The sequence below is a fragment of the Streptomyces sp. MNU89 genome, from assembly GCF_020982505.1.
In the GTDB taxonomy this organism is placed as follows: Bacteria; Actinomycetota; Actinomycetes; order Streptomycetales; family Streptomycetaceae; genus Streptomyces; species Streptomyces xinghaiensis.
Genome location: NZ_JAJKLL010000001.1, coordinates 6,710,861 through 6,734,199, shown reverse-complemented (window position 1 = coordinate 6,734,199; position 23,339 = coordinate 6,710,861). Strand labels below are relative to the sequence as shown.

Annotated in this window: 17 protein-coding genes; 6 read left to right on the top strand and 11 right to left on the bottom strand. The window is 72.8% G+C overall.

The features are described from left to right. Positions 1–173: 173 nt before the first annotated feature. Entirely contained in the window at positions 174–1,148 is a 975-nt protein-coding gene (locus E4N63_RS28880; protein WP_125624257.1) for an SCO0930 family lipoprotein, read from the bottom strand. Between the two features lie 448 nt (positions 1,149–1,596). Here E4N63_RS28880 and E4N63_RS28875 point away from each other — a divergent pair, with 448 nt between their 5' ends. Both E4N63_RS28875 and E4N63_RS28870 read left to right on the top strand, forming a co-directional pair. Next, a complete protein-coding gene (locus tag E4N63_RS28875) occupies positions 1,597–1,995 on the top strand; it encodes a hypothetical protein (RefSeq protein WP_230242107.1) in 399 nt (132 codons plus the stop codon). A 263-nt stretch (positions 1,996–2,258) separates the two neighbouring features. Then, the gene (locus E4N63_RS28870) at positions 2,259–3,533 is read left to right on the top strand and encodes a D-alanyl-D-alanine carboxypeptidase family protein (protein WP_125624255.1); all 1,275 of its coding nucleotides are present in this window, start codon (positions 2,259–2,261) and stop codon (positions 3,531–3,533) included. 101 nt (positions 3,534–3,634) lie between these two features. Here the strand turns inward: E4N63_RS28870 and E4N63_RS28865 are convergent, their stop codons facing one another. The 3 genes from E4N63_RS28865 to E4N63_RS28855 all read right to left on the bottom strand — a co-directional run bounded on the left by E4N63_RS28865 (position 3,635) and on the right by E4N63_RS28855 (position 6,658). Beyond that, the gene (locus E4N63_RS28865; RefSeq protein ID WP_125624254.1) at positions 3,635–4,198 is read right to left on the bottom strand and encodes a TIGR03086 family metal-binding protein; all 564 of its coding nucleotides are present in this window, start codon (positions 4,196–4,198) and stop codon (positions 3,635–3,637) included. Between the two features lie 574 nt (positions 4,199–4,772). After that, positions 4,773–6,197 (bottom strand): NADP-dependent succinic semialdehyde dehydrogenase, encoded by a 1,425-nt coding sequence (locus tag E4N63_RS28860; protein ID WP_230242106.1) that lies wholly within the window; start codon positions 6,195–6,197, stop codon positions 4,773–4,775. Between the two features lie 197 nt (positions 6,198–6,394). Next, a complete protein-coding gene (locus tag E4N63_RS28855; protein ID WP_230242104.1) occupies positions 6,395–6,658 on the bottom strand; it encodes a hypothetical protein in 264 nt (87 codons plus the stop codon). Positions 6,659–6,895: 237 nt separating this feature from the next. On the opposite strand from E4N63_RS28855, the gene E4N63_RS28850 reads away from it, so the two are divergent. Beyond that, entirely contained in the window at positions 6,896–8,554 is a 1,659-nt protein-coding gene (locus E4N63_RS28850) for a catalase (RefSeq protein ID WP_125623826.1), read from the top strand. Between the two features lie 367 nt (positions 8,555–8,921). Next, entirely contained in the window at positions 8,922–10,469 is a 1,548-nt protein-coding gene (locus E4N63_RS28845; RefSeq protein ID WP_125623825.1) for a sodium:alanine symporter family protein, read from the top strand. Positions 10,470–10,593: 124 nt separating this feature from the next. On the opposite strand, the gene E4N63_RS28840 is transcribed toward E4N63_RS28845, so the two are convergent. Continuing rightward, on the bottom strand, positions 10,594–12,459 hold the full coding sequence (locus E4N63_RS28840; protein ID WP_230242694.1) for an NAD(P)-binding protein: 1,866 nt from the start codon (positions 12,457–12,459) through the stop codon (positions 10,594–10,596). 254 nt (positions 12,460–12,713) lie between these two features. Here E4N63_RS28840 and E4N63_RS28835 point away from each other — a divergent pair, with 254 nt between their 5' ends. Beyond that, a complete protein-coding gene (locus E4N63_RS28835; protein ID WP_230242102.1) occupies positions 12,714–13,673 on the top strand; it encodes an alpha/beta hydrolase in 960 nt (319 codons plus the stop codon). Between the two features lie 80 nt (positions 13,674–13,753). On the opposite strand, the gene E4N63_RS28830 is transcribed toward E4N63_RS28835, so the two are convergent. Together E4N63_RS28830 and E4N63_RS28825 are read right to left on the bottom strand one after the other, a co-directional pair. After that, positions 13,754–15,949: an OmpL47-type beta-barrel domain-containing protein gene (locus E4N63_RS28830; protein WP_230242691.1), complete on the bottom strand. Its 2,196-nt coding sequence runs from the start codon at positions 15,947–15,949 to the stop codon at positions 13,754–13,756. A gap of 56 nt (positions 15,950–16,005) precedes the next feature. After that, positions 16,006–18,579: a ThuA domain-containing protein gene (locus E4N63_RS28825; RefSeq protein WP_374112849.1), complete on the bottom strand. Its 2,574-nt coding sequence runs from the start codon at positions 18,577–18,579 to the stop codon at positions 16,006–16,008. A gap of 264 nt (positions 18,580–18,843) precedes the next feature. Here E4N63_RS28825 and E4N63_RS28820 point away from each other — a divergent pair, with 264 nt between their 5' ends. Continuing rightward, the gene (locus E4N63_RS28820) at positions 18,844–19,842 is read left to right on the top strand and encodes a multicopper oxidase domain-containing protein (protein WP_125623822.1); all 999 of its coding nucleotides are present in this window, start codon (positions 18,844–18,846) and stop codon (positions 19,840–19,842) included. 54 nt (positions 19,843–19,896) lie between these two features. On the opposite strand, the gene E4N63_RS28815 is transcribed toward E4N63_RS28820, so the two are convergent. The 4 genes from E4N63_RS28815 to E4N63_RS28800 form a co-directional block, all read right to left on the bottom strand. Beyond that, positions 19,897–21,009 (bottom strand): cytochrome P450, encoded by a 1,113-nt coding sequence (locus E4N63_RS28815; RefSeq protein WP_230242097.1) that lies wholly within the window; start codon positions 21,007–21,009, stop codon positions 19,897–19,899. 187 nt (positions 21,010–21,196) lie between these two features. Beyond that, positions 21,197–22,432, bottom strand: a complete 1,236-nt coding sequence (locus tag E4N63_RS28810) for a cytochrome P450 (protein ID WP_228429657.1) — start codon at positions 22,430–22,432, stop codon at positions 21,197–21,199. Next, on the bottom strand, positions 22,429–23,022 hold the full coding sequence (locus E4N63_RS28805) for an ATP/GTP-binding protein (RefSeq protein ID WP_125623820.1): 594 nt from the start codon (positions 23,020–23,022) through the stop codon (positions 22,429–22,431). The genes E4N63_RS28810 and E4N63_RS28805 overlap by 4 nt, the downstream gene beginning before the upstream one ends. Next, the gene (locus tag E4N63_RS28800) at positions 23,003–23,329 is read right to left on the bottom strand and encodes a DUF742 domain-containing protein (RefSeq protein WP_230242095.1); all 327 of its coding nucleotides are present in this window, start codon (positions 23,327–23,329) and stop codon (positions 23,003–23,005) included. The genes E4N63_RS28805 and E4N63_RS28800 overlap by 20 nt, the downstream gene beginning before the upstream one ends. Positions 23,330–23,339 lie beyond the last annotated feature (10 nt).

Here is a 23,339-nt window from a genome sequence, read left to right as displayed (position 1 = left end):
GCAGGTACGACCTCCAAGGCCACTGTGTCACTTCTTGTCCGGATTCACGACCGGTACGGTGCCCGGGCGTGACGCACCGCGACCGCTCCCGCCCCCGCCGGGGCAATCCGGCGGGGGCGGGAACGGATCCGTGCTTCCGGGGTCCGGTCGGTCGGTACGCCCGGCACGGGCGGTCAGCTCTTGATCAGCTTTCCGCTGGGCGCCACGGCGAACCAGGTGCCGCCGACGCCCTGGCCGTTGGTGTCGCCCGGCTTCTCGTCACCGGTGTACCAGTACAGCGGCCAGCAGTCGACGGTCAGCTGCTTGCTGCCGTCCGCGCGCTTGAAGGTGGTCAGCAGCTTGGGGTCGATGTCCTCGACGTCCTTCAGGTCGACCGGCCGGGCCGGCTTCCACAGCTCCTCGCACTTGCCGACGCAGTTGGACTTCATCGGCCAGGCGCTGTCCTTGGTGAACCGGTAGAGCGTGCGGCCCTCGGCATCGCGCAGGATCTCGCCGAGTTCGGCGTCCTTGACCGCCGAGATGGCGGGCAGGTCCGCACCGGCTTCGGAGCCGCCGGCGGGCGCGCTGCCCGCGGGCTCGCCGCCCGTCTCGCTGCCGGGCTGCGCCTTCTTGCCGTCCGGCGCCGCCGCGTGCCAGGTGCCGCCCACGCCCTGGCCGTTGGTCTGCCAGGGCTCGGTGTCCTTGGCGTAGCGGTACATCGGCCAGCCGTCCACGGTCAGCTGCTTGGTGCCGTCCGACCGGGTGACCTCGCCCAGCAGGGCGGCGTCGATGCCGCTGGTCGACGAGACGTCGGCGGCCGGGACCGGAGGCCACGCCTTGACGCATTCGCCCTCGCAGGCGGACTTCGGCGGGTTCGCGGTGTCCTTGTCGAAGCGGTAGAGGGTGAACCCCGCGCTGTCGGTCAGAACCGGGCCGAGCTCCTCGCTGTCGCCGATGGTCAGCTGCCCCGCGGGCTTGGCCTTCTGGGCCGCGCCGGTGCTGCCGCTCTCTCCGTAACCACCTCCCGGGTCCTGCGGGACGGCGGCCTCCGCCTGTCCCGCCGGCTGCGCCGCGTTCGCACCGGCGCCGCCCGGCTCCTGGCCACAGGCCGTCAACAGCATCACCGCTGCCGCCGTCACCGCGATCGAGGCGCTCTGCCACTTCCTCATCTTTACTCCTGCGATCCGCATTCCCGTCCGGCGCGGGTGTGCGCCTCTGACGGCAGGAGGTACGGACGGTGACCGCCCGTGTGTTCAACGCAGGCGGCAGAAACTTCGGCGGACGGCGGCGGCTCAGCCTCCGGCCACGGTGGGTGAGCAGGAGGCCGAGTCCTCCAGCACCTCCGGCTCGTGCCGGGTCTCCGGGAACAGGATCAGGTCGCCGTTGGTGCCCTCCGCGGTGTCGCCGGGGCGCCGGCCCGCTGGGCAGCCGCATCCCCCTGGCCTGTGGCGGCTCGCGGCCTCCGCTCCCCCGGGCGGCGCAGCGGAGGCGGACCTTCGGAGCCAATTAATAGGCTTATCGGGTTACTTAGCGGTATGCCTGACATGCCGGTGGTTCACCGGGGGCCAAGGTGCATCACGAGAACGTGTTGAACCGGCCCTGGAGGACCCCATGCGCGTGTTGACCAGATATCTGTCCGTCGCCGCGGCGGCGGGAATCATCGCGGCGGTGCTCGTGGGCGCCAAAATGGCGTCGTCCGAGGACACTTCGGCCGGCAAGGGGAGTGACAAGCCGTCCGCCTCCGTACCCTCCGAACTGCCCGCCCCCCTGTCCTTCGCCTACGGGGAGAAGCGACCGGAACAGCAGATCGACACCCCCCGGGTCGGCATCTGCTACCCCTTCGACGGCGTGGTGCCCACGGCGTTCCGCAACAGCACCGAGCTGGCCGCCCAGCTCTACCCGGCCGCCGACTGCGGGGGCGAGCCGGGCGTCCTGATGTCGCCGGGCGAGCAGCGCACGGGGACCGCCGCCGGCCGCGGTGTCGTCTTCGTCGTCCCCGCGGGGCAGGCCGGCTGAGGCCCGGCGGTCCCGCACCGGTCCTCCCCGGCGCCGCCCGCCCCTTCCCGCCACCGGGTCCTCGCGAGGCCCGCCGCCCGGCCGCCCGGCGTTCCGGGACCGCCGGGCGGCCGGCCGCTGCGCGGTCCACGACGCCCGGGCCGCCGAGCTGACGTGACGTCAACCGCCCGACTGCGCACCGCTTCTGGCGCCGCGTCGGGGCCGCTGCCCGGATGGAGCAGGAACACGCGGCAGGCCCGGCGAACCGTTCCTACGGTGCAGATATGGACAAGCCCCCCGGAATCACCCAGCGGGCCGGTGTGGCGGCCACCGCCCTCCTCGCCCTCCTCGCCTGCTGCACCGTGCCCACGGCCCACGCGGACGAGCGGCAGGACGGCCGGCACGGTCCCCGCTCCGCGGTCCGCGACACACGCCCCCTGTCCGCCCCCGGCCTCCATGTGCCGCGCGGCCGAGCGGCACAGACCCTGCCCCGGGACCTGTCCGCCCGGTCGTGGATGGTCTCCGACGCCCGGACCGGCCGGGTCCTGGCCGCCCGGAACGCCCACCTCAGACTGCCGCCCGCCAGCACCCTCAAGATGCTGTTCGCCCTCACCCTGCTGCCCAGGTTCCCGCAGGACGGGCTGCACACCGTGCGGCCGGCGGACCTCCGGGCGGTGGGCGCCGGCAGCAGCATGGTCGGGCTCCGGCCGGGCCACCGGTACACGGTCGCCGACCTCTGGCGCGGCGTCTTCCTCGCCTCCGGCAACGACGCGGTGCACGTCCTGGCCGCGATGAACGGCTCGGTGGAGAACACCGTCCGGCAGATGCGGGCCAGGGCACGGATGCTCGGCGCACACGACACCCGGGTGGTCTCCCCCGACGGCTACGACGCCCCGGGGCAGGTCTCCTCGGCGTACGACCTGAGCCTCTTCGCCCGGGCCGGGCTCGCCCAGCCGTACTTCGCGCGCTACGCCGGCCTCGCCACCACGCGCTTCCCCACCGGCCGGGACGAGCGAGGGCGGGCGCTGGGCACCTACGCGGTCCAGAACACCAACCGGCTGCTCGGCGGCGGGCCGGGGGTGGAGCCGTATCCGGGCCTCGTCGGGGTGAAGAACGGTTACACCACCCACGCCGGGAACACCCTGGCGGCGGCCGCGCGACGGGACGGCCGCACGCTGGTGGTCACCGTCATGAACCCCCGCTCCGGCCGCCCCCACGCCGTCTACGAGGAGACCCGGTCCCTGCTCGACTGGGGCTTCTCCATCGCCGACGACGCCCCGTCGGTCGGCACCCTCAACCCGGCGCCGGCCCGGGCCTCCGAGCCGCTGCACGGTCCCCCGGCGGCCGTACGGAGCGCCGGTACCGCCACCGCGCCGGAGGGCACCGCCTCCGCCGCCGGGCGGCTGCTCCCGTACGCCGGGGCGGCGGCCGTCCTCTGCGCCGCGCTGGCCTGGGCCCTGCGGCCGCTGCTGCGCCGGCGGCGGGCCCGGCGGGCGGCGTTCGCGCACGGGTACCGGGGCCCGCGGGGGCGCGGCCAGGACGGCGGCGGCCCGTGGTGAGCCCTGGGCCCGGCCGGCGCGGCGGCTCCGGCCCCCACCGGTTCCTCACCGCCGGCCGGCGAGGGCCGCCCCCGTACGGGCGGCCCCTGCCACGGGCCCGGCTACGGCTTCCGGCCGAGCAGGGCGACGAGCCGGTCCTGCGCCCGGGCCCCCTCGGGCACCGGCACCGGCGCGGCGAAGAGCCCGGAGCCCTGCCAGCCGGCGGCCTCCGGTTCGACCCGCTCGTACACCGCCGCCGCGAGTTCGTCGCCGAGGGTGTCGTCGTCACCGATGCCCCGGGCCAGATCCCAGGCGTGCACGGTGAGATCCGTGGTCATCTGCCATCCGTAGTCGGTGGTGGGACTCTCCCCGCCGCTGGTGTCGACGTGGCCGTCCAGGGCGCCCGGCCGGTGGAAGGCGGCGTGCGACTCCGCGGCGGCCCGCTCCCAGGCCGCGATCGGGTCGTCGCCGAGCACATCGCCGTCGAAGCGGTCCCCGACCTCGGCGAGCGTGGCCCCGCGCAGCAGCCAGGGAGCCCAGAGGTGTTCACCGACCAGGTGGTTCACCAGATCGCGCACCGTCCACGCGGTGCAGGGCGTGGGTTCGCCCCACTGGTCCTCACGGACCCGGTGCACCCGGCGGTCGAACTCCAGCCAGGCGGTGTCGAAGGCATCGAGCAGATCCATCGTTCAGTTCTCCGCCGTTCCGCCGACCGGGCTGGGCTGCGGCTCCGGTGTGGGATCGGGGTGGTTCGGACCGGGCGGGACCGGTGGGATCGGGTCCGGCTCCGGGACGGGTGTGGGCCCCGGGTTCGGCCCCGGCTTCGGTCCGGGGTGGGGCCGGGGCCGGGGCCGGGCGGCGGTGTCGGGGCCGGCGGCACCGGGTCCGGTACGGGGCCGGGGCCGGCCCCGGCGGCGGGTCGGAGCCGGGGGTGCGGGGTCGGGGTTCGGACTCGTCATCGAGGTCTCCCAGTTCTTGGTGCGGCGGATGGCCCCGGCGGCGGCCCGCCACCGGGGAACGGGGGACGCGTACCCGGCCGGAGGCCGTTCACCCCGGCCGTCGCCCCCATTCGGGCGCATCACCGGCTCCCGGCAGTGGTCTCGGCGTCCGGCCCGGTGGCGTCCCGGACGCCCGCGCGGGCACCGGTGACCGTGCGGGCCGTGGCTCCGCCGCAGGCCGCGAAGCGCGGACCCGGGAGCCCGGCGATTCCCTGTTCCGCCGTGTGCCGGTCACGGACGCCCGTGTCCCCCTTCCGGGGTGTCACTCCGCGGCGCCGGCCCCGGTCTCGGCGTGCGACGGCCCGTACCAGACCGTGGTGGGGTTGCAGAACTCGCGGATGCCGTGCCCGGCCAGCTCGCGCCCGTACCCGGAACGCTTGACACCCCCGAAGGGAAGGGCGGGATGCGAGGCCGTCATGCCGTTGATGTAGACGGATCCCGCCTCCAGATCGCGGACGAAGCGCCGCTGTTCCTCCGGGTTCCGGGTCCACACGTTGGAGCTGAGCCCGAACGGGGTGTCGTTCGCGAGCTGGATCGCCTGGTCCGTGCCGGAGACCCGGTAGACGGCGGCCACCGGTCCGAACGCCTCCTCGCGGTGGACGCGCATCTCCGGGGTGACGCCCGCCAGCACCGTCGGCTCGTAGAACCAGCCGGCCGGCAGCCCCTCCGGCCGCCGGCCGCCGCAGAGCACGGTCGCCCCGCGCGCCCGCGCGTCCTCGACCAGTTCCTCCAGATCGGCGCGGCCGCTCTCGCTCGCGAGCGGCCCGACATCGGTGGCCCCGTCCATCGGGTCACCCACCGTCAGGTCCCTCATCGCGGCGGTGAAGCGGTCCACGAAGTCGTCGTAGACGTCCGTGTGCACGATGAAGCGCTTGGCCGCGATGCAGGACTGGCCGTTGTTCTGCACCCGCGCGGTCACGGCGGTCCGCGCCGCTTCGGGGATGCCGGCGGAGGACATGACGATGAACGGATCGCTGCCGCCCAGCTCCAGCACCGTCTTCTTCACGGTGTCCCCCGCGATCGAGGCCACGGAACGGCCCGCGGGCTCACTGCCGGTGAGGGTCGCGGCGGACACCCGGGGATCGCGCAGAATGCCTTCCACGGCGCCGGACCCGACCAGCAGCGTCTGGAAGCAGCCCTCCGGGAAGCCCGCCCGGCGGAAGAGGTCCTCCAGAAAGAGCGCGGTCTGCGGCACGTTGGAGGCGTGCTTGAGCAGCCCGGTGTTGCCCGCCATCAGGGCGGGTGCCGCGAAGCGGATCACCTGCCAGAGCGGGAAGTTCCACGGCATGACGGCGAGGACGACCCCGAGCGGGCGGTAGCGGACGTACGCGCGGACGGCCCCCGAGTCCTCGATGTCGGCGGCCGCCGGCTCCTCGTCCGCCAGCAGCGCCTCGGCGTTGCGGGCGTACCAGCGCATCGCCTTGACGCACTTGGCGGCCTCGGCGCGGGAGGCGGCCAGGGTCTTGCCCATCTCGGTGGTCATGGTCCGGGCGATGTCCTCCTGCTCCGCCTCCAGCAGATCGGCCGCGCGGTTCATCAGCTCGGCGCGCCCGCCGAAGCCGGTGACGCGGTGGGTGTGGAACGCCCGGACGGCCCGCTCGATCCGCTCGCCGATCTCCGCGTCGCCGAGGGGATCGAAGGTCTTCAGCGTCTCGCCGGTGGCCGGGTTGACGGTGGCGATGGCCATGGTGGTGACTCCTCCTGGTACGCGGCGGACGGCGCACCGGTGAACGGGGCCCGCCGGTGCGCTTCTGTGCCAGGTACCCCGTCTCCCCGGCTTACTCCACCGCCGGGCTCCCGCGTGGAGGGAGGAGGCGCACCGCCGGCGGCCGGCCGGGGCGCGGAGGCGCGTGGAGGGGCGCCGGGAGGGCCTCCGGCCGCCGGTCAGTTGCGGTCGGGTGAGGTGAGGTCCTCCAGCCAGGAGCGCCGGCCGGAGAGTTCCAGCAGCAGGAGCAGACGGGTGAAGGGGTCCCATTCGCGCTCGGCCTCGGCGGCGGCCCGGCCCGGGCGGCCGCTGCCGTGCCCGATGTGACCGGCGGCGGGTCGGCGGGGGCGGGAATCCGGGCCGCACATCGGCGCGGCCCCGGCGGCGCGTGATGGGCCGGTGGGGTCCGGGCCGCCGCCCCGCCGTGCCTGATGTGCTGTCATCGCGCGCTCCGCAGCGTCGAGGGGCGGTTGAGGGGGCGGGACGCCCGGGGAACCATCCTCGCCCCGGACCATCCGTCACTGCAAGTACATCTGCAATTACGGCGAAGTCTTGCGGTTGAACCGGAGTACTGCGTTCGCTTCTTCTGTTAGGCCCCCCGCTCCCCGGGGTACGCACACGCAGCCGCTCGCGGCATCCGGCGCGGCGCGGCGCACCGACGAGCGAAGGAGCCCAGCACCGTGACGGACGTAGAGAAGAAGGGCGCCGGCCGGGGAGACGAACGGCCCGTACTCACCAACCGGCAAGGGCACCCGGTCTACGACAACCAGAACCAGCGCACCGTCGGTGCGCGCGGACCGGCCACCCTGGAGAACTACCAGTTCCTGGAGAAGATCAGCCACTTCGACCGGGAGCGCATCCCGGAGCGCGTCGTCCACGCCCGCGGCGTCACCGCCTACGGCTACTTCGAGGCATACGGCGCCTGGGGCGACGAGCCGATCGACCGCTACACCCGCGCCAAGCTCTTCCAGGAGCGCGGCCAGCGCACCGATGTCGCGGTCCGCTTCTCCACCGTCATCGGCGGCCGGGACTCCTCGGAGTGCGCCCGGGACCCGCGCGGCTTCGCGGTGAAGTTCTACACCGAGGACGGCAACTGGGACCTGGTGGGCAACAACCTCGCCGTCTTCTTCATCCGCGACGCGATCAAATTCCCGGATGTGATCCACGCGCTCAAGCCCGACCCGATCACCTTCGAGCAGCAGCCGAACCGCATCTTCGATTTCATGAGCCAGACGCCGGAATCGATGCACATGCTGGTCAATCTCTTCAGTCCGCGCGGCATCCCCGCGGACTACCGCCACATGCAGGGCTTCGGCGTCAACACCTACAAGTGGGTGGACGCCCACGGCGGCACCAAGCTGGTGAAGTACACCTGGATGCCCAAGCAGGGCGTGCGCAGCATGACCGAGGAGGACGCCGCCAACGTGCAGGCGGAGGCCACCGGCCACGCGACGAAGGACCTCTACGAGGCCGTGGCCCGCGGCGACCACCCGGAGTGGGAGCTGCTCGTCCAGATGATGGACGACCACGAGCACCCGGAGCTGGACTTCGACCCGCTGGACGACACCAAGACCTGGCCGGAGCAGGAGTTCCCGCCCAAGCCGGTGGGCCGGATGGTGCTCGACCGGATGCCGGCCAACTACTTCGCCGAGAACGAGCAGATCTCGTTCGGCACCGGTGTGCTCGTCGACGGGCTGGACTTCTCGGACGACAAGATGCTGGTCGGCCGGACCTTCTCCTACAGCGACACCCAGCGCTACCGGGTGGGCCCCAACTACTTGCAGGTGCCGGTCAACCAGGCGAAGAACGCCCCGGTGCGCACCAACCAGCGCGACGGCCAGATGACGTACCACATCGACGGCGGCGCGGAGAACACGCACATCAACTACGAGCCGTCGCTGCTGGGCGGGCTGCAGGAGGCCGCCTTCCCCACCCATGACGACCAGGGTCCGGAGATCCGCGGCAAGCTGACCCGCAAGCGCATCCCCCGCACCAACGACTACCTCCAGGCCGGGCAGCGCTATCTGCTGCTGGAGGACTGGGAACGCGACGACCTGGTGCGGAACTTCGTCACCCTGCTCTCCCAGTGCGACCGCCCGGTCCAGGAGCGCATGCTCTGGCACTTCCTGCTGGTGGAGAACGACCTGGGGCTGCGGGTCGGCGAGGGGCTGGGCATCGACACCCCCGAGGTGGCGCATCTCGAACCGCTGCCGGGCCAGCAGCTGACCGAGGAGGACCGGCGGCGGCTGGCGAACCTCGGCAAGAACCCGCCGCGCGACGTCTCGGGGCTGACCATGACGCACTGCGTACCGGACGAACGGCATGTCGTGACCCGCTGAGCGTCACGGCCCGCCGGGAGCCGTGGCCCGCTGAGAACGGGAGCGGCACCGGCGGACGCGGCCCGGCCTCCGCCGCCCGTTCGGACGGGCGGCGGAGGCCGGGCCGCGCGTTGCGATCACGTAACGGTGTGTACCCGACCGCGCACCGCTCACCGGGCCGATGTTCCTGTATAGCGAATCTATCGCGCGCTTTTGTCCGGTTACAGAGCAATAAAGACTGCCATGACCTTGCGGCAAAGTGACCCACATCACATCGGTGCGATTGCTCTCCGTGATAGGAACTCCCAATCCGTCTTATCAGCGCACCATCGGCAACCGCCGAGGTGGGCCCTCGTCCTCAGCACCACACCAGCCAGAGGTTCCGTTCATGGCAAGCAATTCCGTCACCTCGACGATCGAGGAAGCCGTCAACGGCGTCTTCGACCCCGTAGCCGCGTTCCTCACCAAGTGGGTCTTCTACGAGACCGACTTCGGCGTCTTCCCCACCCCCTTCCCCTGGATCGTGGGCTGGCTGGTCGTCGCGGGCGTCGTCTTCTCCATCTACTTCGGCTTCGTCCAGGCCCGCCGCGCCAAGCTCGCGGTGGACCTGGTGCGCGGCAAGTACGAGGACAAGACCGACCCCGGTGAGGTGAGCCACTTCCAGGCGCTCACCGCCGCGGTCTCCGGCACCGTCGGCCTCGGCAATATCGCCGGTGTGGCCGTCGCCGTCACCATCGGCGGGCCCGGAGCCACCTTCTGGATGATCGTCGCCGGTCTCCTCGGCATGGCGACCAAGTTCGTCGAGTGCACCCTGGGCGTGAAGTACCGGGACATCCACGAGGACGGCACCGTCTCCGGCGGCCCGATGCACTATCTGCGCAAGGGCCTCGCCGAGCGCGGCATGAGCGGCGTCGGCAAGGTCCTCGCCGTGGGTGTCGCGGTCTCCCTGCTCTTCTTCACCTTCTTCGGCGGCAACCTCTTCCAGGCCAACCAGAGCTTCACCCAGCTCAAGTCCGTCACCGGCGGCGAGGACGGCATCTTCGGCAACTCCACGGGTGCCCTCCTCTTCGGTGTGCTGCTCGCCGCCCTGGTCGCCCTGGTCCTCCTCGGCGGCATCAAGTCCATCGCCAACGTCACCAGCCGGCTGGTCCCGGCCATGGCGGGCATCTACGTCACCGCGTGTCTCATCGTCATCGGCGTCAACATCCCGGCCCTGCCGGACGCCGTGAGCAGCATCGTCAGCGGTGCCTTCAACCCCGAGGGCGTCGCGGGCGGTGCGATCGGCGTGCTGATCGTCGGCTTCCAGCGGGCCGCGTTCTCCAACGAGGCCGGCATCGGCTCCGCGCCGATCGCGCACTCCGCCGTGAAGACCCGGCACCCGGTGACCGAGGGCCTGGTCGCGCTGCTGGAGCCGTTCATCGACACCGTCGTCATCTGCACGATGACCGCGCTGACCATCGTCATCGCCTCCACCCCGAGCTGGGAGAACGCCCGCGAGGCGGCCGCCGCCGGCGAGGGCCCCGGCGACGGCGTGACGCTGACGTCCGACGCCTTCGAGACCGTCCTGCCGTGGTTCCCGTACATCCTGACCATCGCGGTGCTGCTCTTCGCCTTCTCCACGATCATCACCTGGAGCTACTACGGCCTGAAGTGCTGGACGTACCTCTTCGGCCGGAGCCGCACCAGCGAGAACATCTACAAGGTGCTCTTCAGCGTGATCGTCGCCGCGGGCTCGCTGCTCACCCTCGGCGCGCTGATCAACATGGCGGACGCGATGCTCTTCCTGGCCGCCGTCATCAACATCATCGGCCTCTACCTGCTGGCGCCCGTCGTCAAGCGGGAGCTCTCCTCCTATCTGCAGCATCTCCGTGACCGCCGGGCCGGGGCCTCCGGTTCCGGAGGGGACGGCGTGAGCGAGCCGGCCGCCAAGTACTGACCCGGGACGGCGGCACCCCGCAGCCGTACCGGACGAGGGCCCGTCCGCACCACCACCGGTGGCGCGGACGGGCCCTCCGGCGTGGACGGGCCGCCTTTCCCGTGGCCCGGGGCCCCGGGACCGCTCAGCTCCGGGCCGGCGCCGGGCCGCCGTCCTCCGGGCCGTCCCGGCCGGGCCGCGGGTGCCGGCCCAGCAGCTCGGCCAGCCCCTGCCGGGTGGCGGCCAGCACCACCCGGTCCTCCGGCCGCAGCACATAACCGGGGTGCGGCTGCCACAGCAGCTCCCGCTCCACGGTCTGCCAGCCCGGCGGCAGGGCCGCGAGATCGGGACGGCGGTGGGCCGGCGCGGCCACGTCCAGGGCGAGCACCCGCCGGCTGCCGGGCCGGAACGCCTCGCCGACCGTGCGGCCCTCCAGGGCCGGGCAGTCCTTCACCTCCACCGCCGCGAACAGCAGGACCCGCCGTTCCACCGGGATCGCCCCCAGCACCTGGCGGCCCATCATCGCCCCGGCGAAGGCCGGCGCCGCCAGCGAGGACACGCTGCGGCTGCGGGTCGTCGCCCCGGGGTGGGAGTCGCGGAGGGTGCGGTAGACCGCCGCGGCGAACCGGTCGTCGTACAGCCGCAGCACCACCCGCAGCCGGTCCGAGACCCCGCGGGCGTACAGCACCGCCTCCAGATTGGTGCTGTCGGAGCTGGTGAGAGCCAGCAGGGCGCTGCTGCGGTGCACCTTGGCTGCCTCCAGCACGCCCTCCTCCGTGACGTCCCCGATCACCGTCGGCACCCGGTACCGCCGGGCGAGCGCCACGCCCCGGGCGTCCGGGTCGTGCTCCACGCAGACCACGGGGACGCCCATCTCGTGCAGCCGGGACAGCACCCGGGTGCCGACCTTGCCCAGCCCGAGCAGCACCACGTGCCCGGAGAGCCCGCGCGGCGGCCGGCGCAGCGAGCTCGCCGACCGGAAGGTGCCGAGCCCTTCCAGCACGGCGGCCACCAGGACGGGGAGCAGCAGCAGGCCCACCATGCCGGAGAGGAGCTGGAGGATCTGCCGGGCGGGTTCCTCCCCCTCGGCGGGGTCGCCGATCGCGATGAGGTCGAGCAGGGAGAGATAGGCGGCGTGCAGCGGGTCGTCGCCGGTCAGCAGGACGGACGCCACGGCCAGCGCCCCGACCGCGATCACCAGGCCGAGCAGCGACATCCGCATCCGGCGGGAGAACAGGGTGCTCAGCGGCGGGGTCCGGCTCAGGCGGCGCGGCGGGGCCGGGACGCCGTCGTGGATGACCGTCTCCAGCACCACCCGGCCGCGCTCGGGAGATCCCGCAGCCAGTTCGTCGTCCGGCAGCAGCCGCGGGCCCTCGTCGCCGCTGTCCTCGGAGCCCTCCCCCGCGTCCGGGCTGTCCGCGGCCGAGAACAGCGCGAGGGTGCAGAGGGAGGGCCGGGTGTCCGGCTCCCCGGGCGCCGCGGGCGGCCGCTCGGCGGCGCGGAGGATCAGGCCGTCGGCGTGGACGACCTTGCTGGTGCCGACGATGGCGGCGGCGGCGGCGGGCGCGGCGGTGTCGGCGTCGGAGAGCACCGTGGTGGAGGCGTCCACGGCGACCGGGCCCAGGTCGGGGGCGGCGATCTCCACGGAGCGGTCGAGCAGTTCCTCCAGGTGCCGGCCCAGTTTGCGGTTGAAGAGGCGGATGACCAGCCGCACCCGGGGATTGAGCCGGCGGGCGCGGAGGGCGGCGTGGATGTTGGTCTCGTCGTCGTCGTGGACGAGGGCCAGCGCCTGCGCGGTGGCGACCCCGGCCTCGGCCAGCACCTCGTCGTCCAGGGCGCGGGCCTCGATGACCCGTACCGGCACCACGGGTTCCCGGCGGCCCGGGATGCCGTCCAGCGGGCGGCGGCCCTCCCCGGTGGGCGGCAGGACGAGCGTCACGGGCTCCTGGTACATCCCGGAGAGTTCGGCGGCGAGCCGGTGGGCGAGCGCGTCGTCGCCGCACACCACCATCTGGGGCTCCCGGGGCGCGCTCCGCCGGCGATTCTGCAGTGAGGACACCCCTCCATGATCGCTGTTCACCGGGCGGTCACGCATCGTCCCGGCGAAGGAGACCCGTCAATCCACCTCCCTGACCTGGAACTTCGGCGGTCGCGGCACCAACACGCGGCGAAGGCCGGTGATTTCACCGATGTGACGGGCGTGTGTCGGTTGAACGATGACCCACGTTCCCCCACATCCCCCTTGACTTCAGGGAGTACACGCTCATGGAGCCGCTGCACCACGACACCTCCACCCCCGAGGCCGGCCGGCACCGCCGCAAGCCCCGTTCCCGCACCGTCCGGCTGAGCCTGGCCGGACTGGCGCTGGCCCTCACCGGGACCGGCGTCGCCCTGATGCCGGCCGCGCAGGCCGCCCCGGAGGCCGCCGTCCAGGCCGCCGCGGAGAACCCGTACGAGCGGGGCCCGGACCCGACCGAGTCCAGCATCGAGGCGCGGACCGGCAGTTACCGGGTCTCCGAGACCCGGGTGTCCTCGCTCTCCGTCCGCGGATTCGGCGGCGGCACGATCTACTACCCGACCAGCACCGCGGACGGCACCTTCGGCGCCGTGGCCATCTCCCCCGGCTACACCGCCTACCAGTCGAGCATGTCGTGGTACGGCGAGCGGCTGGCCTCCCAGGGCTTCGTCGTCTTCACCATCGACACCAACACCACGCTGGACCAGCCGGCCAGCCGCGGCGACCAGCTCCTCGCCGCGCTGGACTATCTGACCCAGGACAGCTCGGTCCGCAGCCGGATCGACCGCGGCCGGCTCGCCGTCATGGGCCACTCCATGGGCGGCGGCGGCGCGCTGGAGGCCGCGAAGGACCGGCCCTCCCTCAAGGCGTCGATCCCGCTGACCCCGTGGAACCTCGACAAGACCTGGCGCGAGATCACCGTTCCGACGTTCATCGTCGGCGCGGACGGCGACTCCATCGCCTCGGTCCGCTCGCACGCCGAGCCGTTCTACGAGAGCCTGCCGTCCTCCACCAACCGGGCGTACATGGAGCTGAACAACGCCACGCACTTCACCCCGAACAGCTCGGACACGGAGATCGCCAAGTACTCCATCTCCTGGCTGAAGCGGTTCGTCGACAACGACACCCGCTACGAGCAGTTCCTCTGCCCGCTCCCCCGGCCGAGCCTGCAGATCGAGGAGTTCCGCGGCAACTGCCCCCACACCTGATCCGCACTGCGGCAGGCGGCCGCCCCGGCACGGGTTTCCGTGCCGGGGCGGCCTGGTGTGCTCCCGCTGCCGCCGGGTCCCTACAGCTCCTGGATCCGGATGTTGCGGAACGAGATCACATCGCTCGTGCCGTGGGTCTGCAGGCCGATGAAGCCGTCCGCGTACTGCCGGCCCGCGGTGCCGGGGTCGTCCCCGCGGGGCGGGTTGAAGACCAGCCCCGGGTCGTTGTCGAAGACGTTGAGCAGCACGCCGTTGCGGAAGATCCAGTAGCGCTGGTCCACGACCCGGATCTCGTAGTCGTTCCAGACCCCCTTCTCCTCCACGCCGGCACCGTCGAGGTTCACCTTGTCGAAGCCGTAGACGGACCCCGTCTTGTACATGTCGCCGTCGGCGCGGTCCAGGATCTGGTTCTCGTGGCCGTACTTGATGGCGACCCACTCGGGGCGGGACTCGCCCGGATGCCAGTGCGGGTCCGGGAAGCGGACGAACACCCCGCTGTTGGCGCGGCCGGAGTCCGGCGCGTCGTCGCGGAACTGCAGCCTCAGGGAGAAGTCCCCGAACTGCCGGTCCGGGTACCAGAGCATGCCGAGGCCGCCGCGGGTGGTGCTGCTGGTCATCGCGGAGCCGCCGGTCAGCCCGAAGGCGCCGCCGCCGACGTGCTCCCAGTCGGCGAAGGACTCCGCCGAGCCGTCGAACAGGGTGCGGTAGCCGCCGGTGTGACCCGGGGTGCCGATGGCGGACTCGCGGGCGGCCCGGGTGAGGAGGCCGTGCTCGCGCTCGTCGACGACTCCCTCCTCGCGGAGACGGTCGGCGACGGCGGCGACATGGCGGAGGAAGTCGTTCTCGCCGTCCCACGCCCGTTCGTCCTCGATCAGCTCGTTGACGGTGCAGCCGTCGCCGGTCACGCGGTTGGGGACACCGGTGTCGACGGTGCCGATGATGACGGTGCGCCGGTTGTCGGTTTCGGGGCAGTCCGGTTCGGTGGTGCCCTCCTCGGCGACCGTGAAGTCCACCGTCTTCGCGGCCGAGGTGTTGCCGGCCTTGTCGGTGGCGCGGTGGCGCAGGAGGTGCGGGCCGGCCCGGGCGACGGTCACCGGCGCGGTGTAGGCGAGATACGGGCCGCCGTTGAGGGAGTACTGCACGCGCTCCACGCCCGACTCCGCGTCGGTGGCGGTGATCGTCACGGTGGCGGAGCCGAGGTAGGCGCCGCCGGCGTCCCGCTCACCGCTCACCTCCGCCGAGGTCTCCGGCGCCGTCGTGTCCTCCTCCGGCGGCGCCACCACCGAGAACTCCACCGCCTTCTCCGCCGAGACGTTCCCCGCCCGGTCCACCGCCCGGTACACCAGCCGGTGCTCACCCACCGCATCGACCGCGACCGGCGCCGCGTACTCGGCGAACTCCCCGCCGTCCAGCGCATACTCGATCTTCTCCACGCCGGAGCCGGAGTCCGAGGCGGAGACGGTGACGGTGGCGGAGCCGAGGTAGGCGCCGCCGGCGTCCCGCTCACCGCTCACCTCCGCCGAGGTCTCCGGCGCCGTCGTGTCCTCCTCCGGCGGCGCCACCACCGAGAACTCCACCGCCTTCTCCACCGAGACGTTCCCCGCCCGGTCCACCGCCCGGTACACCAGCCGGTGCTCACCCACCGCATCGACCGCGACCGGCGCCGCGTACTCGGCGAACTCCCCGCCGTCCAGCGCGTACTCGATCTTCTCCACGCCGGAGCCGGGGTCCGTCGCGGAGAGGGCCACCGTGGCGCCGCCGATGTACGCGCCGTCGGCGTCCCGCTGCCCGCTGATCTCGTGGGAGGTCTCGGGGGCCGTGGTGTCCTCGCCGCCGCCCGGATCGGTGACGACGAGGGTGCCCTGCATGGCGCCGTGCCCGGGGATGGTGCAGTAGTAGCGGTAGGTGCCGGGGGTGAGGGTGACCTCGGCGGTGTGCCGGCCGCCGTTGTCGTCGGCCGGGTTGGCCAGGATGTTGAGATCGACGTCGGCGTTGTAGCGCGAGGGGTCGGAGGTGTCGAAGGTCAGGGTGTGCGGCATACCGGTGGTGTTGCCGGTGGCCTCGCTGTTCTCGAAGACGATGGTCGCCGGGCCGGCCACCGCCTCGGCCGGCGCGGTGAGGTAGCGGTCGATGTCGTTGCCGGCGGTCCAGGTGAGCGTCTGGTCGGCGGCCGTCGCCGGGCGTCCGCCGTCCATCCCGTCCGCGCTCCCCTGCCCGTACGCGGCGGGCGGCGCGGTCAGGCCGAGGGCCGCCAGCAGGGTCACCACCAGGGCCATGAGCAGGCCGCGGGAGCGGCTGACTCCCCGGGAGGCCGCGGTTCTTCTCGTCCCGTTCACCGGTCGCTCCCGTCGCCGGCCGCGGCGTCCCGGGTCACCAGGTCGCCGGGGAGGGGTGTGGGCGGGCCGCCCCGGTAGGTGACGCGCCACAGCGCCGACTCGTCGGTGGAGGTGAAGAACCCCCGGCCGTAGTCGAGGACGTAGAGGGCGCCGTCCGGGCCGAACTTCCAGTCCATGAGGTTGCGGATGCCGTCCCGGCCGGCCGGGATGATGCCGTCCAGGCTCTCGGCGTGGACGGGCAGGCCGCCCTTGTCCGCGGTGTCGGGGTCCAGGGCGACGGCGTGGCGCGGCTGCTCGCCGTCGTAGAAGTCGCCGACGAACCACTTGCCGTCCCAGTACTCCGGCCACTTGACGGCGCTGTCGCCGCCGGCGTCGTGCCGGTACACGGGGCCGTTCATGGCGGCCTGGGAGCCGCCCTTGAGCCAGGGCAGCAGATAGCGGGACTCCTCCACCTTGTAGCTGGGGATGCCGTCGCCGTCGCGCGGGAAGTCCGGGGCGCCGCCCTGGGGTGAGTACCAGATGGTGTTGGAGCGGGCCGGCGGAATGTTCACCAGGCCGTCGTTGTGGGGTGACTCGTTCCTGAGGTTGTCGCAGTCGTACCAGCCGAGCGGCTGGGAGGGGTCGGGGAGGTTGCGGTCGCGGTAGGGCTGCTTGTTGCCCATGCAGTACGGCCAGCCCTGGTTGCCCGCCTCGGTGATGGCGGCGAAGGTGTCGTACTTGGCCGGGCCCCAGACGGGGCTGGGCGCACCGGCGTCGGGGCCGACCCAGCCCGCGTAGAGGGTGTCCGTCTCCCGGTCGACGGAGATGCGGGACGGGTTCCGCACGCCCATCACGTAGATCTCGGGGCGGGTCTTGCCGCCGCCCTCCTCCTCGCCGGTGAAGAGGTTGCCCTCGGGGATCGTGTAGGTGCCGTCGTCCTCGGGGTGGATGCGGAGGATCTTGCCGTTGAGGTTGTTGGTGTTGCCGGAGGTGCGGCGGGCGTCGGCGAAGGAGACGCCGCGGAAGGCCGGCTCCGGGTTGTTGCCGGAGTAACCGCCGCTGAACTGCGAGGAGTTGGTGTCGCCGGTGGCGATGTAGAGGTTCTCCGACGAGTCCCAGGCCATGCCGCCGCCCGCGTGGCAGCAGCTGTGGATCTGCACCTCCCAGGAGAGGAGGACCTTCTCGGAGGCGGGGTCGAAGCGGTTGGTGGCGTGGTCCAGGGTGAAGCGGGAGACCCGGCGCTGCGCGAGGTGGTTCTCCCGGTCGATCTCGGAGTGCGGGGTGTAGTGGAGGTAGATCCAGCCGTTCTCGGCGAAGTCCGGGTCGAGTTCGATCCCGAGCAGACCCTCCTCGTTTTTGACGAGTTCCCCGCCGCCACCCTTGTTGCCGAAGACCTCGACGACGCCCGCCAGCCGGCTCTCCCCGGTGCGCGGGTCCCACACGTGCACGGTGCCCATGCCGAGGCCGATGTCCGGGTCGTTCCAGTCGGTGACGACGGGATCGCTGCCCGTGCCGCCGCCGCGGCCGATGTGGAAGACGCGGCCGTCCTCGGCGGTGACCAGGCCGTGTGGTTCGCCGATCCGGTCGGCCTGCCCGGGGGTGTTGGGCTCGGTGACGCGGGTGGCCTCGTAGTTCGCGGTGATGGTGGCCCGGCAGTCGGCGCGGGCGAGACGGGTGGTCCACAGGAGGGCGCCGCGCAGATGGGTGCGCAGCCGCTCCTCGGCGAAGGCGGCGGCGGTGCCGCCCATGCCGGTGTAGAAGGAGCGGCCGCCGCGGTAGTCGCGGCACCAGGAGACGGGATGGTCCCAGCCGAGGGCGTCGGCGCCGGGGTCGTAGGTGCGTTCGCGGACCCGGGCGACGGTGTGCACCTCGCCGGAGGGGTTGGGCTGCCAGCTGAGCCAGTGGTCCTTGCGGGACCACTCCTGCGGCAGACCGGCGGTGGCCGGGTGGTCGCGGTCGCCGGTCTCGACGGTGGCGCGCTGCACCCCGGCGGAGCCGTCGCCGGCGGGGCGGGTGCCGATGAGGCCGGTGAACCAGGAGGAGTCCGGCTCGGTGCGGGCGGCGTCGTAGACGCCGAGGAAGCCGCCGCCGGACTCGACGTAGGCCCGGAAGCCGTCCTCCTGGGCGTTGTCGAGGATGTCGCCGGGGGTGGAGAGGAAGACGACCGCGTTGTACTGGCGCAGCTTCTGCGTGGTGAAGACCGACGGGTCGTCGGTGGCGTCGACGGCGAACCGCTCCTCGGCCGGGCCCTGGTGGCCGATTTCCTCCAGGGCCTCGATACCGGCCGCGGTCCTGGCCGACGGCTGCCCGCCGGAGTCGTGGAAGACGAGCACCCGGACGTCCCCGGCGGCCGAGCCCCCGGGTAAGGGCGCCGCGGCCGTCCCGGTGGCGGAGTCCGCCGCCGCGGTGACGGCCGGTGGCAGCGGCGTCGCCGCACCGGGCCGCGGATCGGCGGGAGCGGCCGCCGCCCCCGGCGGCCCTCCCAGCATGGTCACGGTCATTCCGGCGGCCAGCGCGGCTGTCGTCCACGCGCGGCCCCTGATGCGCCCTCGTCGTGCCGAGGGCCCTGGCTGCGGTTTGGTGGCCCGCATAGCTCTCTCACCCCTCTGCGATCGCAGCAATGTCTTGAAGCTAGAGGGCTTTTGACGGTCCGCCAATAGGAATGACCGCACATCAACAAACTTTGTCCTGACACTAGAAGAACTCCCCGGCGGCCGTTACCTTGATGCCGTCCCAGCCCTCGGAACACCGGGGCCGGACGGTCCTTCCCGGACGGACGCGACAACCACCGGACGACCCCCAGACGACCCGCAGACGACCCGGGGGCGACGGCCCGCGGGGGAATGGGAGACCAGATGACCGAGGCAGGCGGCACCACGGCGCGGCGCTTCTTCTCACGGCGGTCGTTCACCGGCGGCGTCGCCGCGGCCGCGCTGGCCGCCCCGGCGGCCCTCACCCCCACCGCGGCCGCGGCCGCGCAGCCCGGCAGGCCGGTGTTACGGAACGCGGCCACCGCGAAGGCCGGCGGCGAGGTCCGTCATCTGACCCTCTACGCGGAGAACCTCCCCGGCGGGCAGCTGGGATACGGCCTCAAGCCGGGCAAGGCGGCGATCCCCGGCCCGCTGCTGGAGATGACCGAGGGCGACACCCTGCACATCGAGCTGGTGAACCTGGCGGACGTCACCCTCAGCCTCCACCCGCACGGTGTGGACTACGAGTTCGGCAGCGACGGCTCCCCGCTGAGCAGAAGCACCGTGGCGCCGGGCGAGCGGCGCACGTACACCTGGCGCACCCATGAGCCCGGCCGCCGCGCGGACGGCACCTGGAACCCGGGCAGCGCCGGCTACTGGCATTACCACGACCACGCGGTCGGCACCGTCCACGGCACGGCCGGCGTCCGCAAGGGCCTCTACGGCCCGCTGATCGTGCGCCGCGCGGGGGACGTCCTGCCGGACAAGCAGTTCACCATCGTCTTCAACGACATGACGGTCAACAACCGCGCCGCCGACGACCCGTACGACATCACCGCGAAGCTCGGCGAGCGGGTCGAGTTCGTCTCGATCACGCACGGCGAGTACTACCACACGTTCCATCTGCACGGGCACCGCTGGGCCGACAACCGCACGGGGCTGCTCACCGGCCCCGACGACCACACCCCCGTCATCGACAACAAGATCACGGGCCCGGCCGACTCCTTCGGCTTCCAGGTGATCGCGGGCGAGGGCGTGGGCGCCGGGGCCTGGATGTACCACTGCCACGTCCAGAGCCACGCGGACATGGGGATGGCGGGGCTCTTCCTGGTGACGGAGGAGGACGGCTCGATCCCCGGCCACGATCCGGGGCACGGGCACTGACCGGCCCCCGGCCCCCGGCGGAACCGGGGGCCGGGGCGCGGGCGGCGGGCGGGTTCAGCCCGCGGTGGCCTCCGGAGCCGGGGCCCCGGCTCCGCGCAGGCGGACCGGGAGTTCCCGGTAGTCGTTGCCGATGAAGGAGGGCTGCGGCCGCAGGTCCCCCGGCTCGCAGGCGAGGCTCAGCCCGGGGAAGCGCTCGAAGAGGGCGGGCAGGGCGATCCGGCCCTCCAGCCGGGCCAGGGGCGCGCCGAGGCAGAAGTGGACGCCGTGTCCGAAGGCCAGGTGCTGCTTGTCCTCGCGGTCGATGTCGAACGCGTCCCGCCGGTCGTGGAGTTGCGGGTCGCGGCCGTGGGCGCCGAACGCGATGAGGACGAGGTCGCCGGCGCGGAGGGTGACGCCCTCGCCGAGGTCGATGTCCGCGGTGGCGTAGCGCAGCGGCAGATGCATGATCGGGGGGTGCAGGCGCAGGCTCTCCTCGATCACGTCGTCCCAGCGGCCGGGATCGGCGAGCACGGTGGCGAGCTGCTCCGGGTGGGTGAGCATCGCCTCGACGGCGTGGTCGATGAGGGAGACGGCGGTCTCGCTGCCGGCGCCGATCATCAGGATCAGGGTGGAGACCAGCTCCTCCTCGCTGAGCTGGTCGCCGTCCTCCTCGTGGGCCGCGAGGAGGAGGCCGGTCATGTCCTCGGCGGGCCCGTTGCGCTTGCTCCCGATGAGGTGGTGCATCGCGGCGAACAGGTCGCGGCGGGTGGCCATGGCCTGCTCGGCGGTGGCGCTGGTGTCGAGCACGGCGTCGATGACGCGGAGCATCTCGGGGCGCTGCCCGGCGGGCACACCGAACAGGTCGCAGATCACGCGGGTGGGCACCGGGTAGGAGAAGCGGGCGCGGAGGTCCACCACGGGGTGCCCGCCCGGCTCCAGCGCCTCCAGTTCGTCGAGGAGGCCGGTGACGACGGCCTCGACCGCCGGGCGCATGGCCTCGATCCGGCGCGGGGTGAACGCCTTGCCGACGAGGGAGCGGAGCCGTTTGTGGTCGTCGCCGTCGCTGGTGAACATGGAGACGACGTCCACCCAGGAGGCCAGCCACGGATGGGAGCCGGGCCGGTACCCGGGCCAGCTCTTGCGGGCGTCCTTGGATATGTGCGGGTGGGTCAGCAGCTGCTTGGCCACCTCCCCGCGGGTGACGGACCATGCGGTGAGGTCGCCGGGCAGCCGGACCCGGGTGGCGGGCCCGGCCTCGCGGAGGCCGTCGGTCTGCGCGTAGAGCCGGCTGCCGCTGGTGTCGAGGGTGACGGGGGCGGACGCGGCGGGGCCGGCGGTCGCGGTGCCGTCGGGCGGGTGCTGACGGGGGTGCTGGTCACGCGGTACCTCCTGAGGACGTGGCGGCAGGTATCGGTACGTCTTCCGGCTGCGGCCGGAAGGTGACGTGCATCGAGGCGGGGCACTGGTGGAACGGCCCGTGCCGGTTGGGCACGGGGCCCTCGGCCAGCTCCAGGTCCCAGAGCCGGTCGAGGACGGTCTCGATGGCGGTCCGCGCGACGACCGTGGCCTGGCCGGTGGCCGGGCAGCGGTGCGGTCCGGCGGACCATGCCAGGTGGGAGCGGTTCTCGTAGCCGAGGCCGGCCAGGGCCGGGTCCGTGTTGGCGGCGGCGTGGCTGATGAGGATGGGCACGCCCGGCGGGATCGGCACCCCGTGCAGCTGGGTGGGGTACCGGGCGAAGTGCACCGAGAAGTTGGCCATGGGCGAGTGGGTCCACAGCGCCTTCTCCAGGGCGCGGCCGACGGTGACGGCGCCACCGGTGAGGTCACCGGCGTAGCGGTCGTCGCTGAGCAGGAGCCGCAGGCCGTGGGCGATCCAGGCGGCGGTGGGGATGGTGCCCGCGCCGACGGCCACGACGAGCTGGTGCAGGATCTCGTCGTCGGTGAGGCCGCTGGGGTGGGCGAGCAGCCAGGAGGTGAAGTCCTGCCCCGGGCGGGCCTTCTTGAGCTCCCGGAGCTCCGCCAGGCAGGCGGCCAGGTCGGCCGCGGCGAGGCCCGCCTCCGGTCCGGCGTTGATCATGCCCTGGCAGGCGGTGACCATCCGGTTGGAGAACTCCGGCGGGCAGCCGAGGATGTCGGCGAAGACCAGCAGCGGCACCATGTCCGCGAACCCGGTCATCAGATCCGCCCGCCCGTCCGGGGCGAAGCGGGCCACCAGCGCGGCGGAGTGGGCGCGGGTGGTCTCCCGGAGCTGGTGCGGGCTGATCCGGGCGAGGCAGTCGTCCATGGCCCGGCGGAGGCGTTCGTGCCGCTCCCCGTCCGCGTAGAGCAGGCTCGGGCGCCAGGCCATCAGGGCGAGGACGGGGCTGTCCGGCGGGACCTGCCCCTGCTGCAGGGCCGCCCAGGCGCGGGAGTCCTTGGCGTAGGTCTCGGTGTCGTTGAGCAGGTCGATCGCGGCGCGGTGGCCTGTGACGACCAGGGCGTGCACCCCGTCGGCGATCTCCGCCCAGGCGACCGGCGCGGTCTCCCGCAGGGCGGCGTAGGCGTCCTGCGGGCGGGCCGCGAAGTCCTCGCCGTGCAGCACGGGGCAGCGGGGGGTGGCGGACCGGTTCATCGGGCGGGCTCCAGGCTGGGGCGGCGGAGGATCTGGGTGACGAGGGAGATGAGGCCCTGCTTGGCGGAGTCGCGGAGGCGGGCGTCCAGCCGGACCAGCGGCGTGTCCTCGTCCATGCTCAGGGCGTCGCGCAGTTCGGCGTCGCTGTACACCGGGGCGCCGTCGAACTCGTTGACGGCGACGGTGTAGGGCAGCCCGGTGTCCTCCAGCAGGTCGATGGAGTCGAAGCTCTGGTCGAGACGCCGGGTGTCGGCCAGCACGAGTCCGCCGAGCGCGCCCTCCATCAGCGAGCGCACCATGGACTGGAAGCGGGGCTGGCCGGGGGCGCCGAAGAGGTAGAGGACGATGTCCTCGGTGAGGGTGAGCCGGCCGAAGTCCATGGCGACGGTGGTGGTGTCCTTGCCCTCCATCCCCCGGAGGTCGTCCACGAGTTCGCCGGCCCGGGTCATCCGCTCCTCGGTGCGCATCGGCCGGATCTCCGACACCGAGCCGACGTAGGTGGTCTTGCCGACGGCGAAGGGCCCGAGAACGATGATCTTCACCGACCGGGCACCGGCGGGCAGATAGCGGTCAGAGCGCGTGGAGTGCATCCAGGATCCTCTCCAGCAGTGCCATGTCGTGCTGCTGAGCGGCGGGAACGGGTGAGCGGGCGACCAGGTGGCCGCTGTCCACCAGCCCGGAGACGATCACCTTGGTGACCGCGCCCGGGAGTTGCAGGTGGTGGCCGACCTCCGCCACGGAGAGCACTCCGGGCAGACAGAGGTCCATCACCCGGTGCGCGTGGGGGTTCAGACCGGTCAGGGGCATCTTCTGGTCGGCGATGAGCAGCGTCGCCTCGTCGAGGCTGGTACGGGAGGGGGTGGCGCGGCCGCCGGTGACGGTGTACGACCGCACCATCCCCCGGCGG